Annotated in this window: 13 protein-coding genes; 8 read left to right on the forward strand and 5 right to left on the reverse strand. The window is 42.1% G+C overall.

The genetic code is table 11. The features are described from left to right. The first annotated feature begins 325 nt into the window (after nt 1–325). Nucleotides 326–2,824 (forward strand): phosphoenolpyruvate synthase, encoded by a 2,499-nt coding sequence (gene ppsA, locus ACE1CC_RS35350; protein ID WP_413275116.1) that lies wholly within the window; start codon nt 326–328, stop codon nt 2,822–2,824. A gap of 293 nt (nt 2,825–3,117) precedes the next feature. Next, nucleotides 3,118–3,600, forward strand: coding sequence for a universal stress protein (locus ACE1CC_RS35355; RefSeq protein ID WP_413275117.1), 483 nt, complete (start codon nt 3,118–3,120; stop codon nt 3,598–3,600). Nucleotides 3,601–3,641: 41 nt separating this feature from the next. Here the strand turns inward: ACE1CC_RS35355 and ACE1CC_RS35360 are convergent, their stop codons facing one another. Continuing rightward, nucleotides 3,642–4,619 (reverse strand): exopolysaccharide biosynthesis polyprenyl glycosylphosphotransferase, encoded by a 978-nt coding sequence (locus ACE1CC_RS35360; RefSeq protein WP_413275118.1) that lies wholly within the window; start codon nt 4,617–4,619, stop codon nt 3,642–3,644. 274 nt (nt 4,620–4,893) lie between these two features. Between ACE1CC_RS35360 and ACE1CC_RS35365 the strand changes: the two genes are divergently transcribed. The 3 genes from ACE1CC_RS35365 (at nt 4,894) to ACE1CC_RS35375 (ending at nt 7,537) form a co-directional block, all read left to right on the forward strand. Then, nucleotides 4,894–5,406, forward strand: a complete 513-nt coding sequence (locus ACE1CC_RS35365) for a hypothetical protein (RefSeq protein WP_459563958.1) — start codon at nt 4,894–4,896, stop codon at nt 5,404–5,406. A 47-nt stretch (nt 5,407–5,453) separates the two neighbouring features. Further along, on the forward strand, nt 5,454–6,341 hold the full coding sequence (locus ACE1CC_RS35370; RefSeq protein WP_413275120.1) for a hypothetical protein: 888 nt from the start codon (nt 5,454–5,456) through the stop codon (nt 6,339–6,341). A gap of 308 nt (nt 6,342–6,649) precedes the next feature. Then, nucleotides 6,650–7,537, forward strand: a complete 888-nt coding sequence (locus tag ACE1CC_RS35375; protein WP_413275121.1) for a hypothetical protein — start codon at nt 6,650–6,652, stop codon at nt 7,535–7,537. A gap of 188 nt (nt 7,538–7,725) precedes the next feature. Here the strand turns inward: ACE1CC_RS35375 and ACE1CC_RS35380 are convergent, their stop codons facing one another. Further along, nucleotides 7,726–8,121, reverse strand: coding sequence for a VOC family protein (locus tag ACE1CC_RS35380; protein WP_413275122.1), 396 nt, complete (start codon nt 8,119–8,121; stop codon nt 7,726–7,728). A gap of 260 nt (nt 8,122–8,381) precedes the next feature. Between ACE1CC_RS35380 and ACE1CC_RS35385 the strand changes: the two genes are divergently transcribed. After that, on the forward strand, nt 8,382–9,134 hold the full coding sequence (locus ACE1CC_RS35385) for a phospholipase C/P1 nuclease family protein (protein ID WP_413275123.1): 753 nt from the start codon (nt 8,382–8,384) through the stop codon (nt 9,132–9,134). A 136-nt stretch (nt 9,135–9,270) separates the two neighbouring features. Next, entirely contained in the window at nt 9,271–9,471 is a 201-nt protein-coding gene (locus ACE1CC_RS35390) for a type II toxin-antitoxin system VapB family antitoxin (RefSeq protein WP_413256171.1), read from the forward strand. A 23-nt stretch (nt 9,472–9,494) separates the two neighbouring features. Here the strand turns inward: ACE1CC_RS35390 and ACE1CC_RS35395 are convergent, their stop codons facing one another. From ACE1CC_RS35395 to pyk, 3 genes are all read right to left on the reverse strand, one after another. Then, nucleotides 9,495–10,058, reverse strand: a complete 564-nt coding sequence (locus ACE1CC_RS35395; RefSeq protein WP_413275124.1) for a sugar O-acetyltransferase — start codon at nt 10,056–10,058, stop codon at nt 9,495–9,497. 192 nt (nt 10,059–10,250) lie between these two features. Next, nucleotides 10,251–11,387, reverse strand: coding sequence for a dual-specificity RNA methyltransferase RlmN (gene rlmN, locus ACE1CC_RS35400; protein ID WP_413275125.1), 1,137 nt, complete (start codon nt 11,385–11,387; stop codon nt 10,251–10,253). A gap of 276 nt (nt 11,388–11,663) precedes the next feature. Further along, a complete protein-coding gene (pyk, locus tag ACE1CC_RS35405) occupies nt 11,664–13,457 on the reverse strand; it encodes a pyruvate kinase (RefSeq protein WP_413275126.1) in 1,794 nt (597 codons plus the stop codon). 265 nt (nt 13,458–13,722) lie between these two features. Between pyk and crtR the strand changes: the two genes are divergently transcribed. Continuing rightward, nucleotides 13,723–14,628, forward strand: a complete 906-nt coding sequence (gene crtR, locus ACE1CC_RS35410) for a beta-carotene hydroxylase (protein ID WP_413275127.1) — start codon at nt 13,723–13,725, stop codon at nt 14,626–14,628. Nucleotides 14,629–14,776 lie beyond the last annotated feature (148 nt).

Below are 14,776 nucleotides of genomic sequence, written 5' to 3' on the forward strand. Positions count from 1 at the left end.
CCTACTACCGATTTTTATCCCCCTGACAACGAAGTTTCACGGGAGTCAAGAATTTAGATAGAAATAATTCAATAGGTATCCTAGTGTAGTCTCAATGATTAGTTAACAATTCCCAAAGCAATTCCGGTTTTTTATGAAGTTATGTATAGTAGGTTTTTTGGGAGTAACAAGGTTGAAAACCAGGAAAAAATAATTTTTTTACTTTAGGTAGTCAAGGGGTAAAAAAGTAGGTAACGGGAGAAGATTCTAAAGAATTTCTGCATTTGGTTGAAAACGAGAAAGTGATGTTTATCCTGTTAATTAAGGAGCGTGAAGGAAATGAATTATGGTTACTGCTCTACAACAAAAAACATCAGCGGAATCTAAAGACAAAGCGTTAGTTCTGTGGTTTGAAGAAGTAGGAATTGCTGATATTCCCTTAGTAGGTGGAAAGAATGCCTCTCTGGGAGAAATGATTCAAGAATTGACTCCCAAAGGAATAAGTGTTCCGACGGGTTTTGCGACAACTGCCTATGCTTATCGGTACTTTGTTAAAGGTGCTGGATTAGAAGAAAAGCTACGGCAAATTTTCTCGGATTTAGATGTTGAGGATGTTAATAATTTAAGAGAACGTGGCAAACAAGCACGGGCTTTAATCCTCGATACACCATTCCCACCAGATTTACAAGCAGCGATCGCATCTGCATATCAAAAACTCTGCGAACGCTACGGTTACAATAAAGATATATGCGATCGATTTGAAGGCGAAGCCAAAGAACAGTGCGAATCTCAAAGTCAAGACGTAGACGTTGCTGTTCGGTCATCTGCGACTGCTGAAGACTTGCCAGATGCCAGTTTTGCAGGTCAACAAGAAACTTATTTGAACGTACATGGAGTCAGGTCAGTTTTAGAAGCTTGCCACAGATGTTTTGCTTCTATCTTTACCGATCGTGCTATCTCTTATCGCACAATTAAAGGCTTCGATCATTTTGAAGTTGCATTGTCAGTTGGCGTACAAAAAATGGTGCGTTCTGACTTAGCTTCTTCTGGTGTTATGTTCTCAATTGACACAGAAACAGGCTTCAAGAATGCAGCTTTAGTTACAGCCGCTTACGGTTTAGGTGAAAACGTAGTTCAAGGTGCCGTTAACCCTGATGAATATTTCGTTTTCAAACCGACATTAAAAGACGGATATCGTCCAATTTTGGAAAAACGTCTGGGTACTAAAGAGATCAAAATGATCTACGATGTCGGCGGTACTAAACTGACGAAGAACGTCTCAGTTGCTCAATCAGAAAGAGTTAAATATGCTCTAACTGATGACGAAATTCTCACATTGGGCAAATGGGCTTGCATAATTGAAGACCACTATTCAGCAGTTCGCGGTACTTATACACCGATGGACATTGAATGGGCAAAAGATGGTTTAAACGGTGGACTTTATATCGTTCAAGCTCGTCCAGAAACCGTGCAATCGCAAAAATCTGGTAGCGTCCTGCGTAACTTCAAACTGAATGGCACAGGTAATGTATTGACTACCGGACGTGCAGTTGGTGAAATGATTGGTCAAGGTAAGGCTAATGTAATTCTCGACGTGCATAAGATTGATGAATTCCAAGCTGGTCAAGTCTTAGTTACCAACAAGACTGACCCGGATTGGGAACCGATCATGAAGAAAGCTAGCGCGATCGTTACCAACCAAGGTGGACGCACTTGCCACGCAGCAATTATCGCTCGTGAAATGGGTATTCCGGCGATCGTAGGTTGCGGTAATGCTACTGGTTTGCTCAAATCTGGTCAAGAAGTTACCGTATCTTGTTCCGAAGGTGAAGAAGGACGGGTTTACGAAGGTTTAGTACCTTTTGAAATTATCGAAACCCAACTGGATAACCTGCCAGAAATCAAAACTAAGATTTTAATGAATGTTGGTAATCCAGAAGAAGCTTTTGGTTTATCTTCGATTCCTTGCGACGGTGTTGGTCTAGCTCGCTTAGAATTCATTATCGCCAACCACATTAAATGTCACCCATTGGCATTGTTGAAGTTTGACGAATTAGAAGATAAAGCAGCGAAGTGGGAAATTCAACAATTGACCGCTCTCTACGAAAATAAAGCTGACTTCTTCGTAGACAAACTAGCTCATGGTATCGGTATGATTGCGGCGGCATTCTATCCGAAACCAGTGGTGCTGCGGATGTCTGACTTCAAGAGCAATGAATATGCTAACTTGCTCGGTGGACGAGAATTCGAGCCAAAAGAAGAAAACCCGATGATCGGTTGGCGCGGTGCTTCTCGTTACTACGATCCAAAATATCGTGATGCCTACGGTTTGGAATGTATCGCCCTGAAACGGGTACGGGACGAAATGGGTCTAACCAACGTGATTCCAATGATTCCGTTCTGCCGCACTCCTGATGAAGGACGCAAGGTATTGGCGGAAATGGAAAAATATGGCTTGAAACGTGGCGAAAATGGCTTGCAAGTCTACGTGATGTGCGAAATTCCGAATAACGTAATCATGGCAGACGAGTTTAGCGAAGTGTTTGATGGCTTCTCGATCGGTTCTAACGACCTTACCCAGTTAACATTGGGATTAGACCGTGACTCCGCTTTAGTTGCTCACATCTTCGACGAACGCAACCCTGGTATTAAAGAAATGGTGCGGTTGGTGATTGAAAAAGCCAAGAAGAACGATCGCAAGATTGGTATTTGTGGTCAAGCACCTTCTGACTATCCAGAGTTTGCCCGCTTCTTGGTGGAACAAGGTATTGATTCGATCAGCTTGAACCCCGACTCAGTAATCAAGACCCTGCTCGACATCGCCAAAATGGAAAGTGGCAACTAATAGCTAAAGTTTGGTTATAGAGATTTGCGTCTCTACAGTCTCTACAAAGGCATTGCTCTAGCGGGTATTTCTGCTAGAGCTTTTCTTATGAAGGATATAAGACAAATTGATTGATAGTTACTCTCAGGATTTACGCAGCGTGGGTCAAAAACCGGGTTTTTATGCGTAAGTCCTAACTCTTACAAAAATCAATAATCTTTTCTTTTATCCTTGAGGATTTAATTTTTGCCTTATGCTTGAATTCGGTCAAAAAACCTTTGCCTTACAATACCTGTCAAAACCCGCGAAAATTTATGTTCAAAAAGATTCTGGTGGCAATAGATTCTTTGGAAACGAGCAATAATATCCTGGCAGCAGCTTTGTTTATGGCTAAAGCTAATAATGCTGAATTAATGCTGTTGCACGTCCTTAGTCCTGATGAGGAAGGTTATCCTAACATCAACATTCAAGTGAGTAACAACTCTCTAGCTGTAACCCATCAGGACACTATTACTAAATATTTAAAACAGCGAGAGAAGTTTGAAAAACAAAGCTTGGAGTTATTGCGATCGCATTTGGTACAGGCGATCGCAATGGGTATTAAAGCCGAGATGACGCAAAATTTTGGCGACCCCAAGTGGAACATTTGCGACCTAGCTCGCACTTGGGGTGCTGATTTAATCGTCATGGGACGAAGGGCTAACTATGACATTAAAGATGCCATTCATGGCAGTGTGAGTAACTATGTGCTGCATAATTCCCACTGTGCCGTACTTACCCTACAACATCAAGATTAAGTTGGCTACTAACAATAGTGAAATCAGGGGAAATTAATCTCCTAATAAGCGCCGCTATTTCTGTTAAATACAACAAAGATAGTTTTGAAAATCAACTGTAGGTCATACATGAGACTCCAATTTTCTTGATATTTCAAATCCAAACGGATCACATCTTCAAAATCGCGAATTTGCGACCTGCCGTTTACTTGCCATTCTCCAGTCATACCTGGTTTAACATCTAAACGCTGCCATTCAGGGACATCATACTTTTCTACTTCATCGGGTGTAGGTGGTCTAGTTCCCACTAAACTCATTTCCCCGATTAAAACATTCCAAAACTGCGGGATTTCATCTAAACTGGTTTTTCGCAAAAACCGACCTACTCTAGTAATTCGTGGGTCATTATCGTTTTTAAATAATGGCCCCGAAAGTTGGTTTTGGACTTGTGATTTCATCTGTTCGGCATTGGCACACATGGAACGGAATTTCCACATCCGAAATTTTTTCCCCATCCAACCACAGCGAACTTGACCAAAGAAAATTGGCCCCGGACTGTCTAATTTAATCGCTATGGCAATGGGAACAAATAAAATAGCTGTAATTGCTAAACCTACTATTGCTCCTACGACATCTAGCGATCGTTTAATCCAAGAATATATCGAAGCATGAGTGGGAGGGGGTACAATTTCACTTTTCTCGGTAGTTTTTGCTGCTTCTGTGCTGAGAGTTTGTTCGATCGGCAAAACTTCATTCAGTCCAGTTAGAGATAATACTGCCATTACTTGTGGACGCACGTCGCGCAATAGTAAATCTATCCCCTTGTCTTTGGTGAGTTTAAAATTGCTAACTAAGGCACCTAAACCACTACTATCCATAAAAGTAGTATCACTAAAATCGAAAATAATTTTCCCTGGTGGACTATCTGCTTGACAAAGTTCCTGACAGGTTTTCCTAAATTCCACCGCTTCTAACACAGTTAAGCGTTGGGGTACTTGAATCAATGTAGTTTCTTGCAACACAATTACCTCAGAATACATAATTTCAATGGTTTAAGTAACTATGTTAACTAACAGCAAAATGCGGACTTTAATGTTAGTTTGCCTAAAATCTGGAAATTTTTCCAGATAAATCGTTAAGCTTTATCAAAAATTTTTATTTTCCTTGAAAATATCTTAACAATTGATGGTTACATAAGCATTGAGTAAATATCTCACAGATTTGGGGGCAAATTGATTCTACTAAAAGTTATGACAATTTGCCAAAATATAGGTGACAATATGGAACGTGCCGCCTATAGTTAGGTAGAAAGCGATGAATTTGGGAAAAATCCAGAGAATTTTGGCTCCATTTTTACTTGGCTTGTTGTTGTTGGTGTCTTCCTGTGCAACAGAAGCTCCTTCGCGCTACGAACAAGCCCAAAAAGCTAGCACGGGTAGAAATGCTACTCCGGCAGTAGTCAAGGTATCTACCCAAGGCTCACTGTTTAATAAATATTTTCCTAAATCTGGTGATGGATATCAAGTAGTACCAGCCCAGGAGAAAAAAGGTTTTGCCGAATACAAGTTGAAACAAGACGCTAAAGATGTAGCTGTGCTTTCCGTTTCTGATACGGTGAATAACCCTACCGCAAAGGAGAAGTTCCAAAGTAGTGGGAAAAAAATCGCTGGTTATCCGGCAGCTAATATTGGCAGTAATGGAACAGCTGTGTTGGTAGCCGATCGCTATCAGGTAAAAGTCCAATCACGCGATTCATCTTTTAGTCAAAGCGATCGAGAAGCTTGGTTGCAAAAATTCAATTTGCGTGGTATAGAGGCGCTGAAATAGTCTTTGAGCAAATTCAGATAAAAAACTCATAAAAAAAGGAAGTTGTTGTGAGTAAACCTATTTTCGAGTTGGTGGATGAACTCCCCACTGGTGGATTAACAGTAATGTCGTTGCGATCGCTAGATTTTGTCATTCCCGGAGAGTGGCAAAATCTAGTCGGTTTTGATAATACGATTCGCACGGTGACAGGGGAAACAGACGAGGATATTATTCAACAAATTGGCGATCGGGCTGTTACTTTATATAACGACAAATCCCAGGGATATCAAACCGCATTGTGGTTGTACCAAACTGTTACCAGTGGTTCAAAATTATTGGGTACAGCGGCATTAGCAAATAAATTGGGTGAAAAGATTTCCTTATTGGGTTTTTTAGATAAAATCACCCCGAAAGCCGAAAAAGCACAAACCATTGACTTAGCAGTAAAATTAGTCGTGGAATTAGTAGCTTTTTGTCAAATAAATGGAATTCCTGGTGATAGCATTGGCGACTTTTTAGCAGCTTTAGGAGACTATAGCGGCGAGTCTTTAATGCGGATGGCGGCGCTAGTTTGCTTCGATGGATTAATTCCCTTGGGGCCGGATTTTATCCAAAAAGTGCTATCTGGTTTTACTACCATGAGTCCCCAAGAATTGCAACAAAATCAAAGCTTTAATAGTGTGAAAGATTTAATTCCCGGAGGTAATACTGAAGGACAAAAGAATTTCATTCTCCAAAGCTTTGATTCCGTTTCCGGTTGGATGAGTGGTTTTGTTAGCGATCGGGGTTTAACACCGCAAAATGTTGCTAAAAATCTCTCTAGCTTTATCGACGTTGCTGATGACAAATTAGATTACCTTGCTGCTTTCTTGGATGTTTCAACAAACTATTACGAACATACAGGAATTCAGACTTTAGCACGTCGGTTGGTTGAAAGAGCATCGGCGGAAATTTAGGAAGAAAGGGAACAGGGAATAGGATAAATTGTTTAACTGATATCTTGCACCTGCGTTTTTAGCCCGCCTGCGAATCAATTCGCAGGCTAATAGCTGAAGTCCATTAAAATGGACTGAAAGCATAAAAATCCGACTAAGTATCTTAGTCCTCTTTAGAGGACTCGAAGCTCTTAGCCTGGAAATTGATTTACAGGCGGATTTGGAACTGGTGCGAGATCTGAGTTAATTGTCTTCTCTGTTCCTTTAGGAAATTTGAACCTTTGCCGAGTTTGGGCTGTCTAAATAGAGAGTTGAATGAGTGATAAATTATGCCACAAACTAAAGGGATTGATGAGTTAGTTGATAGTTTGCCGACGAAAAACACAACAGTTTATTTGTTGCAAGGGTTAGATTTTGTGGTGCCAGGGGAGTGGGAGAATATCGTAGGTTTTGATAATATGATTCGGGCGGTTACTGGTAAGAAAGACAAAGATAAGATTAAGAAAATACGCGATCGCGCCCTGAAAATATATAACGATCCATCACAAGGATATCAGAGAGCGATTTGGCTGTACCAAATTGCGGATACAGCGGATAGTGCGATCGGTGCAATGGCGATCGCCAATAAACTAAGTGAAAAAGTTAGCTTCCTGTCATTTTTAAATAAACTAACACCCAAATCTGACGTACTTCAAAGCATCGATCTCGGTTTAAAATTAGTAATTGAGTTATTAGCTTTCTCTGCCATTCATCAAATCCCCGTTACCAACTTTGGGGCTTTTGGCAATGCTTTAAGTAAATATAGCGGACAGTCATTAATGCGAATGGCGGCGTTAGTTTCCGTTGATGCTTTAGTTCCCTTGGGACCCGACTTTGTGAGAAAAGTACATACAAACTTGACTAATATCAACTCAGCTACTTTACAACAAAACCCAACTTTTCAAAGTATTAGTGGCATGATTCCGGGAAATAGTACAACGGAAAAGTTGGGATTTATGGAACAAAATTTCGCCGCAGCACAAGGGTGGATGAATAACTTTGTCCAATCCCATCAATTAACACCACAAAATGTAGTTAGTCACTTAAAACAATACATTGATTTTGCCGATGATAAATTAGATTACGTTGCCGCATTTTTAGACGTAGCAACCAATTATTATCAGCATACAGGAACACAAAGCGTAGCAAGGCATTTAATTGAAAAAGCCGCTAATTAACTGCCGAAAAACTTAGTTAATAACCCAAAGATCGACGCTTACATCTGCGTTTATCTGCGTGCATCTGCGGTTAAATTATTATCTGTGTTCATCTGTGTTTATCTGTGGATATCTGTGGTAAAAATCCTCACCTTTTGGCAAGTTCCAAATCTTTAAAAAACGCAGATGAATACAGATTATTGAATCAGTTACATATCTTCCCAATAAGACGCTTCAATCTTGTGTCCATCTAAATCGCGGACAAAGCAACCATAGTATTGTTCACCATAATCCGGTCTAGAACCAGGAGCTCCATCATCCACGCCTCCAGCAGCTAAAGCTGCCTCATAGAAGGCATGAACTGATTCTTTAGTAGGAGCAATAAACCCAATATGAGTACCATTTCCGACATTTGCGGGTTGACCATTTATGGGAGTTTGTACCCAAAATTCTGGATACTGCTTTCCATAAGCAATGGCACCGGGATGTTCCATAATCCGCTTACAGCCTAGCGTTGCCAGCACTTTATCGTAAAATGCGATCGCCCTGTCAAAGTCATTAGTTCCGAGCGAGACGTGGGAGATAATGCTGGGAATGTCATCCATAGTTAAATCCTCCAGTTGTTGCTAGGGTTTCGCGATCGCACTTCAGTACTTTTTGGCTGCATCATAGCAGTATAAATGTACTCAATCAACAGAGTGGCTGGAAATGGAAGGTCGGACTCGTTATACAGTACCTCTGTCTAATGGTTTTTCTTTTGAATATAAGAAAGAATCAAGTGGGCAGGAATGGTATAGTCTAAAATTTGAAAAGCAGTTTTGAGTTTTGACTCAGACAAATCCGATCTAAAAAGGTAGGTTAAATTATGGTTTTGCGGATCAAGTACCAACCTTTGGTCGCAGTTATTTTCTCAATTTTAATAGTTGCTAACTTTAGCTTGACTTCTTCTAGTGCTTGGGCTTGGGACAGTGCTGCGGGTAATCCTACTCATCCTACTCATAGTTATCTTACAGAATGGGCGATCGATCAACTCAAAAACCAGTATCCAGAATTGCAGCAATTTCGGAAAGTTATTATTGAAGGAGCAAATGCAGAGCTACATGAACTGCCAGTTTCAGGGACAAAGTACGGGATAGATCTTGAAGCTAAACGAAGACAACATCAGGGTACAAATGAAGGCTGCAATGATATTCAAGGGTGGTGGCAGGACAGTTTGACAGCTTATCGTCAAGGTCAAAAGGAGCAAGCATACTTTCTTTTAGGTGTAATGCTTCACATGATTCAAGATATGGGAGTACCAGCCCACGCAAACAAAGTTTACCATCAGGGAAACCTCACGGAATTCGACAATTTTGAATTTCTGGCTCTTTCCAACTGGAAACCTAAATTCGATGATATTAATCGACAAGATCCAGGGTTTTCAGAGCCTTGGAAGTATTATGCCTTTAGCCAAGAATGGACTCATGCTGATGCTCCAAACTATAACGATCGCGATTCTTTTTCCAAATTTTGGTTGACGGCTAGTAGTTCTGAAAAAAGGTTGTTAAGTAATCGTCAGGGGCGAACTTCTTATTTAACGATGTGGGCAGTAAACTCTGCGATTAAATCGTTTAGCTAGTGGTTACTGCTGGAAATGCAATAAAATCATACCTGAATAGTTGGTGGAGAAGTTGCGATCGATCTTTTTGCTTGCCCAAAAGCGATTATGGAATACGATAATATTAATTTAATCAGTCGTTGGTTCAAAATCGATCGTGGCTACACCACTCAACATTAACGAAGCTTTGTTGCAAGAGGCGCTGGCACTTGATGACCAGACAACTGTGGATGCCCTGGTCGAAACCGCACTGCGCGAATACATCCAGCGTCGCAAGCGGCTCAAAGTATTAGACCTCTTTGGCACTATTGATTACGACGAAGGCTACGACTACAAACAACAACGTCAGCAGAAATGAGCGTGATTGTTGATACTTCAAAATCATAACTCTCGAATTACCCGGCAAGGATTTCCCGCAGCAACCACATTTTCAGGAATATTTTTTGTCACCACACTTCCGGCACCAATAGTAGTATTATCCCCAATTGTTACACCCGGACAAATAATTGCCCCTCCACCAATCCAAACATTATTACCGATTGTTATTGGTGCAGCGAGTTCCTTTCCTGTAAGGCGAATATTAGGATCTACTGGATGATAAGCGGTGTAAATTTGCACATAAGGCGCACACAAAACATTATCGCCAATATGCACTGTATTGCAATCTAAAATTACACAACCATAATTCATGTAAAAGTTGTCACCGACATAAATATGACAACCATAATCGCAATAGAAATTGGGAGTAACTTGGGGGTTTTTTCCGACTTTAGCGAATAGTTGGTGGAGAAGTTGCGATCGCAAATCCCCATCCTCCTCTCCCGTATTATTGTACAAACGAGTAAGCCGACAAGCCTCCAAATGCAAAGCCTTTAACTCCGCATCAGCAGAAACATACAACTCACCAGCAAGCATTTTTTCTCTTTCGGTTTTCGGCTGTTCCATGATTAGAAGTGGGGAGGTAGGGAGGTGGGGGAATGGGGAGAAGAGGAGAATAATTCAAAACTCTGTAAGGGCGGGTTTTGTTTTAATTCTTATGTTTTTATCATAGAAATCATCTGCTAAACCCGCCCCTACAAACTCAAAACTTACCCAGTCCCGTAGGACAGGCATCTTGCCTGTCATCCCCAGTCCCTTTCATACCTTACTAGCCCTTAATTGTCCACAAGCAGCATCAGCTTCCAAGCCTCTAGAATAGCGTACACTGACAGCAATATGTCTATTTTGTAAAACACTCATAAAAGCTTGAATTCGCTTAGCATTTGGGCGTTGATAATCTGCTTCCTGAATGGGATTATAAGGAATTAAATTCACATGACTTTGGAAACCGCGCAAATGTTTTGCTAACTCTTCCGCCTGTTCCGGTAAATCATTGACTCCTGCCAACAGGATATATTCAAAAGTTACTCTTCGCTTAGTAATTTGGACATATTCTCGACAGTCATCAAGCAAATTTTCTAAAGTGTAATGTTGAGCAGTTGGAATCAATTTCTCCCGCAAACTTTGGTTAGAAGCGTGTAAACTCACTGCCAAAGTAACTTGTAAATGATGCTGGGCTAATTGGCGAATTTTTCCCGGAATACCAACAGTAGAAACCGTAATATTTCGCTGTCCAATACCCACATCTTCATTCAGCGATTTAATTGCCCCCACGACATTTTCTAGATTAATTAAAGGTTCGCCCATGCCCATAAATACAATGTTGCTGACGCGCCTTTGAAAATCTTCTTGCACAGTCAAAACTTGGTCGATAATTTCATGTTTTGCCAAGTTACGTTTAAAACCGCCCTTTCCAGTGGCGCAAAAATCGCACGCCATCGGACAACCAACTTGGGAAGAAACGCAAACAGTTAGGCGTTTTTCTGTGGGAATGCCCACTGTTTCTACAATTTGATTATCGGCTAATCGCAGCAAATATTTTACAGTTTCATCTGGGGCAACTGAACGATAATGTACAGTTGACCTGCCAATAGAAATATCCGCCAAATCATCGCGCCATTGTTTCGGAAAAACTGTAATTTCTGCCAGACTTCTTGCGCCTTTTTGATATATCCATTGATGCAGCTGTTTCCCCCGATAAGCTGGTTGCCCTTGCTGCTGCACCCAATCGGTTAATTCTGCTACAGAAGCACCCAGGAGGGCAGGGGAGGTGGGGAGATGGGGGGAATTAAATTTTTCCTTTACCCTTTCTTCTTGTTTACCTTCTGCCTTCTGCCCTCTGCCTTCTGCCTTTCTTCCGACTTCTATTCGCTTAGTTAATTTACTTTGCACCATAATTTTTGCCACTACAACCCCAGACTTCTAGCCTAGCTAAAGTTATTGGTCATTTGTTCAATATTAGGACTTACGCACTGACGCTAAATACTGAGATAAGAGCATCTTGAGGCGGAGCCTCGAGTTTCTCGTTCCCTGGTTGAACCAGGGAACGAGGTATTTGGAGGTTTTCTCGTTCCCTGGTTGAACCAGGGAACGAGGTATTTGGAGGTTCTACCTCCATTGCAATCATTACCAACGACCAACGACCAACGACCAACAACCAATGACCAATGACTAAACAGTAACAACGGTTTCCGCCTGAGTTACACCGATCGCACCAGAATAAATCAATCCTCGCTGCATATCCAGAGTTAAAATTGCCCCATCGCGGATGCAACCAGTGGCATTTTTCACACCGACAATAACCGGGATACCCAAACGCAACCCAATGACGGCGGCGTGACTGGTGAGACTTTCGTCTTCGGTGATGATCCCTGCGGCTTTGCGAATGGCATCGACGTATTCAGCATTGGTACGGGAGGCGACTAAAATTTCTCCGGGATTAAAGTTAGAGACATCGGCATAGCTAGCGGCTACTCTTGCCCTACCACTGACAGAACCACTACCCAAGGCTGTACCTTTGCCGAGTACTGCTGTTACTACTTCCACTTTAATCAAATCTGTGGAACCAGATACGCCTTGCAGGGTTCCCGCTGTCATTACTACTAAGTCGCCTTCGTGGACTAAATGATTTTCCCTGGCTACGTTGATGGCAGCTTGGAAGGTTTGACTGGTGGAAGGTAAATCTAACACCAACAAGGGTTTAACACCCCAAACTAGTTGTAGTTGTCGGGCGACATCGACGTGGGGTGTAACTGCCAAAATGGGGGTTTTTGGCCGGAATTTGGAGACGTTTCTGGCTGTTGCGCCGGATTTAGTCAAACTCATGATTGCCGTAGCGTCTAGCTGTTCGGCTATGTGTCCGACTGCTTGGCTGATGGCGTTGGGGATGGAAGGACTGGAGTTGGCAATGGTGGCGACGGTTGGTTGTTGAGCTTTTTCTTGTTCGATTCTGACGGCGATGCGTGCCATTGTCGCTACGGCTTCGACGGGGTATTTACCAACGGCGGTTTCGTTGGATAGCATGACAGCATCGGTACCATCGAGAATAGCATTGGCTACGTCGGAGATTTCGGCGCGAGTGGGACGGGGGCTACCCACCATGCTATCTAGCATTTGGGTGGCGGTGATGATGGGGATTCCTAAACGGTTGGCGAGAACGATTAATCGCTTTTGTAAGATGGGTACATCTTCGGCGGGTAGTTCTACGCCTAAGTCGCCTCTGGCGATCATTACGCCATCGCATAATGGGAGGATGGCTTCCATTTGTTCGATCGCTTCGTGCTTTTCTATCTTCGCGATCACTGGAACTTGTTTTCCCGCGCTGAAAATCAATTCTTTAATTTCTAGTACGTCTTGGGGATTACGCACGAAGCTTAATGCTACCCAGTCTACTCCTTGGTCTAACCCGAACATTAAGTCTTTGCGGTCTTTGTCGGTTAAGGCTTTGATGGAAAGGTAGACTCCGGGGAAGTTTACGCCTTTGCTGTTGGAAAGAGTACCGCCAACTACGACGCAGCAATGTAGTTCTTGGGTGGTGCGATCGACTTTTTCCACAACCATTTCTACTTTGCCGTCGTCTAGGAGGATGGTAGCGCCTTCGGGGACTTCTTCAGCTAGTCGATCGTAGGTGACGGAACTAATTTCTTCGGTGCCTAATACTTGACGATTGGTTAGAGTAAAGCGATCGCCCTTTTTCACCACTACAGACCCTTGTTCAAATTGTCCTAATCTGATTTTCGGGCCTTGTAAGTCTTGCAGTATCCCCACTGGCTGATTAAGCTCAAAGGAAGTTTGCCGAATTAAGCGAATATTCCGTTGGTGTTCTTCGTGAGTACCGTGAGAAAAGTTTAGCCTTAAGGTGGTGGCACCAGCTTCAATTAAAGCACGCAAAACTTCGGGAGTGCGGGTCGCAGGGCCAATTGTGGCAACGATTTTTGTTCTTCTTAGGTATTTTTCAGATGGCATTTTGACCTATCCACAAGGGTAGAAGGGGGCTTATGAAGTTATAAGTTTGTAGGGGCGGGTTTAGTATATTATTTTTATGCTCAAACAGATAAGTCATTCACCAAACCCGCCCTTGAAGAGTTTTAAGTTAAAGGTAATCTCTTAATTTAACACTTCACTACTCACAACTCTTCACTGTACCGTAATCCGCAAGCAACAAAACTTTATTGTTTGAGTGTCAGTATCGTATACTACGCGATGGAAGTTAAGAGGAGAAATGATACTGATGTCGGAGGCACAAAAGCCGCTGACAGTACCAAGGGAGTTGTTACAACCTCCCGGCGATTTTAATCCTACGCTGCTGATGTTTTGTGTCGCAGTCGGAATGGTAATACTTTCCAATTGCGGTTATTGGTGCTGGGAATGGCCTGATTGGTGCTGTTTTTTAACTAACGTGATTGCTTTGCACATGGTAGGGACTGTGATTCATGATGCTTCTCACAATGCCGCCCATCGCGATCGGGTGATCAATGCTATGTTAGGGCATGGTAGCGCCCTAATGTTAGGTTTTGCTTTTCCAGTGTTTACAAGGGTTCATATTCAACACCACGCCCATGTGAATGACCCAGATAATGACCCTGACCATTTTGTTTCTACTGGTGGGCCATTATGGTTAATTGCGGCGAGGTTTTTCTATCACGAAGTTTACTTTTTTAAACGGCGTTTATGGCGCAAATATGAGTTGTGGGAATGGTTTTTCAGCAGGTTGTTTGTTGCCACTATTGTTTTTATTGCTTGCCAACATGGATTTTTGGGCTATGTTTTGAATTTCTGGTTTTGCCCTGCTTTGGTAGTAGGTTTGGCGTTAGGGTTGTTTTTTGATTATCTACCCCATCGTCCTTTTCAAGAGCGCGATCGCTGGAAAAATGCTAGAGTCTACCCTAGCCCCATTCTTAACATCCTGATTTTAGGTCAAAACTATCACCTGATTCATCATTTGTGGCCTTCAATTCCCTGGTATCATTACCAAACAGCTTATCGCGCCACTCAGCCTCTTTTAGATGAAAAAGGCTGTTATCAAACTTTGGGATTGTTCCAAGGCAAAGATTTTTGGAGTTTTGTCTACGACATCTTTTTAGGAATTCGTTTTCACGGTAAAAAGAATTCTCGTCAGCCGTTGGAAGAGGCTTAGCAAAATTTACTGAACATATCAATAAATTGATTGAAATTTAATAACTCACCAGAAGCAAGAGATGAATCTTGCTTCTTTTTTTGCTTGGTTCGTAAAAAGCAAGGCGGGGCAGAATAACAACCCCCCAAAAAAAAAAAAAAAAATTTGG

The organism is Floridaenema aerugineum BLCC-F46, assembly GCF_041929345.1.
Classification (GTDB): Bacteria; Cyanobacteriota; Cyanobacteriia; order Cyanobacteriales; family Aerosakkonemataceae; genus Floridanema; species Floridanema aerugineum.

What these genes read in the sequence shown, in the direction of transcription:
- ppsA (WP_413275116.1), top strand. Translation starts at nt 326, where the DNA reads ATGGTTACTGCTCTACAACAAAAAACATCAGCGGAATCTAAAGACAAA.
- ACE1CC_RS35355 (WP_413275117.1), top strand. Translation starts at nt 3,118, where the DNA reads ATGTTCAAAAAGATTCTGGTGGCAATAGATTCTTTGGAAACGAGCAAT.
- ACE1CC_RS35360 (WP_413275118.1), bottom strand. Translation starts at nt 4,619, where the DNA reads ATGTATTCTGAGGTAATTGTGTTGCAAGAAACTACATTGATTCAAGTA.
- ACE1CC_RS35365 (WP_459563958.1), top strand. Translation starts at nt 4,894, where the DNA reads ATGAATTTGGGAAAAATCCAGAGAATTTTGGCTCCATTTTTACTTGGC.
- ACE1CC_RS35375 (WP_413275121.1), top strand. Translation starts at nt 6,650, where the DNA reads ATGCCACAAACTAAAGGGATTGATGAGTTAGTTGATAGTTTGCCGACG.
- ACE1CC_RS35380 (WP_413275122.1), bottom strand. Translation starts at nt 8,121, where the DNA reads ATGGATGACATTCCCAGCATTATCTCCCACGTCTCGCTCGGAACTAAT.
- ACE1CC_RS35385 (WP_413275123.1), top strand. Translation starts at nt 8,382, where the DNA reads ATGGTTTTGCGGATCAAGTACCAACCTTTGGTCGCAGTTATTTTCTCA.
- ACE1CC_RS35395 (WP_413275124.1), bottom strand. Translation starts at nt 10,058, where the DNA reads ATGGAACAGCCGAAAACCGAAAGAGAAAAAATGCTTGCTGGTGAGTTG.
- rlmN (WP_413275125.1), bottom strand. Translation starts at nt 11,387, where the DNA reads ATGGTGCAAAGTAAATTAACTAAGCGAATAGAAGTCGGAAGAAAGGCA.
- pyk (WP_413275126.1), bottom strand. Translation starts at nt 13,457, where the DNA reads ATGCCATCTGAAAAATACCTAAGAAGAACAAAAATCGTTGCCACAATT.
- crtR (WP_413275127.1), top strand. Translation starts at nt 13,723, where the DNA reads ATGTCGGAGGCACAAAAGCCGCTGACAGTACCAAGGGAGTTGTTACAA.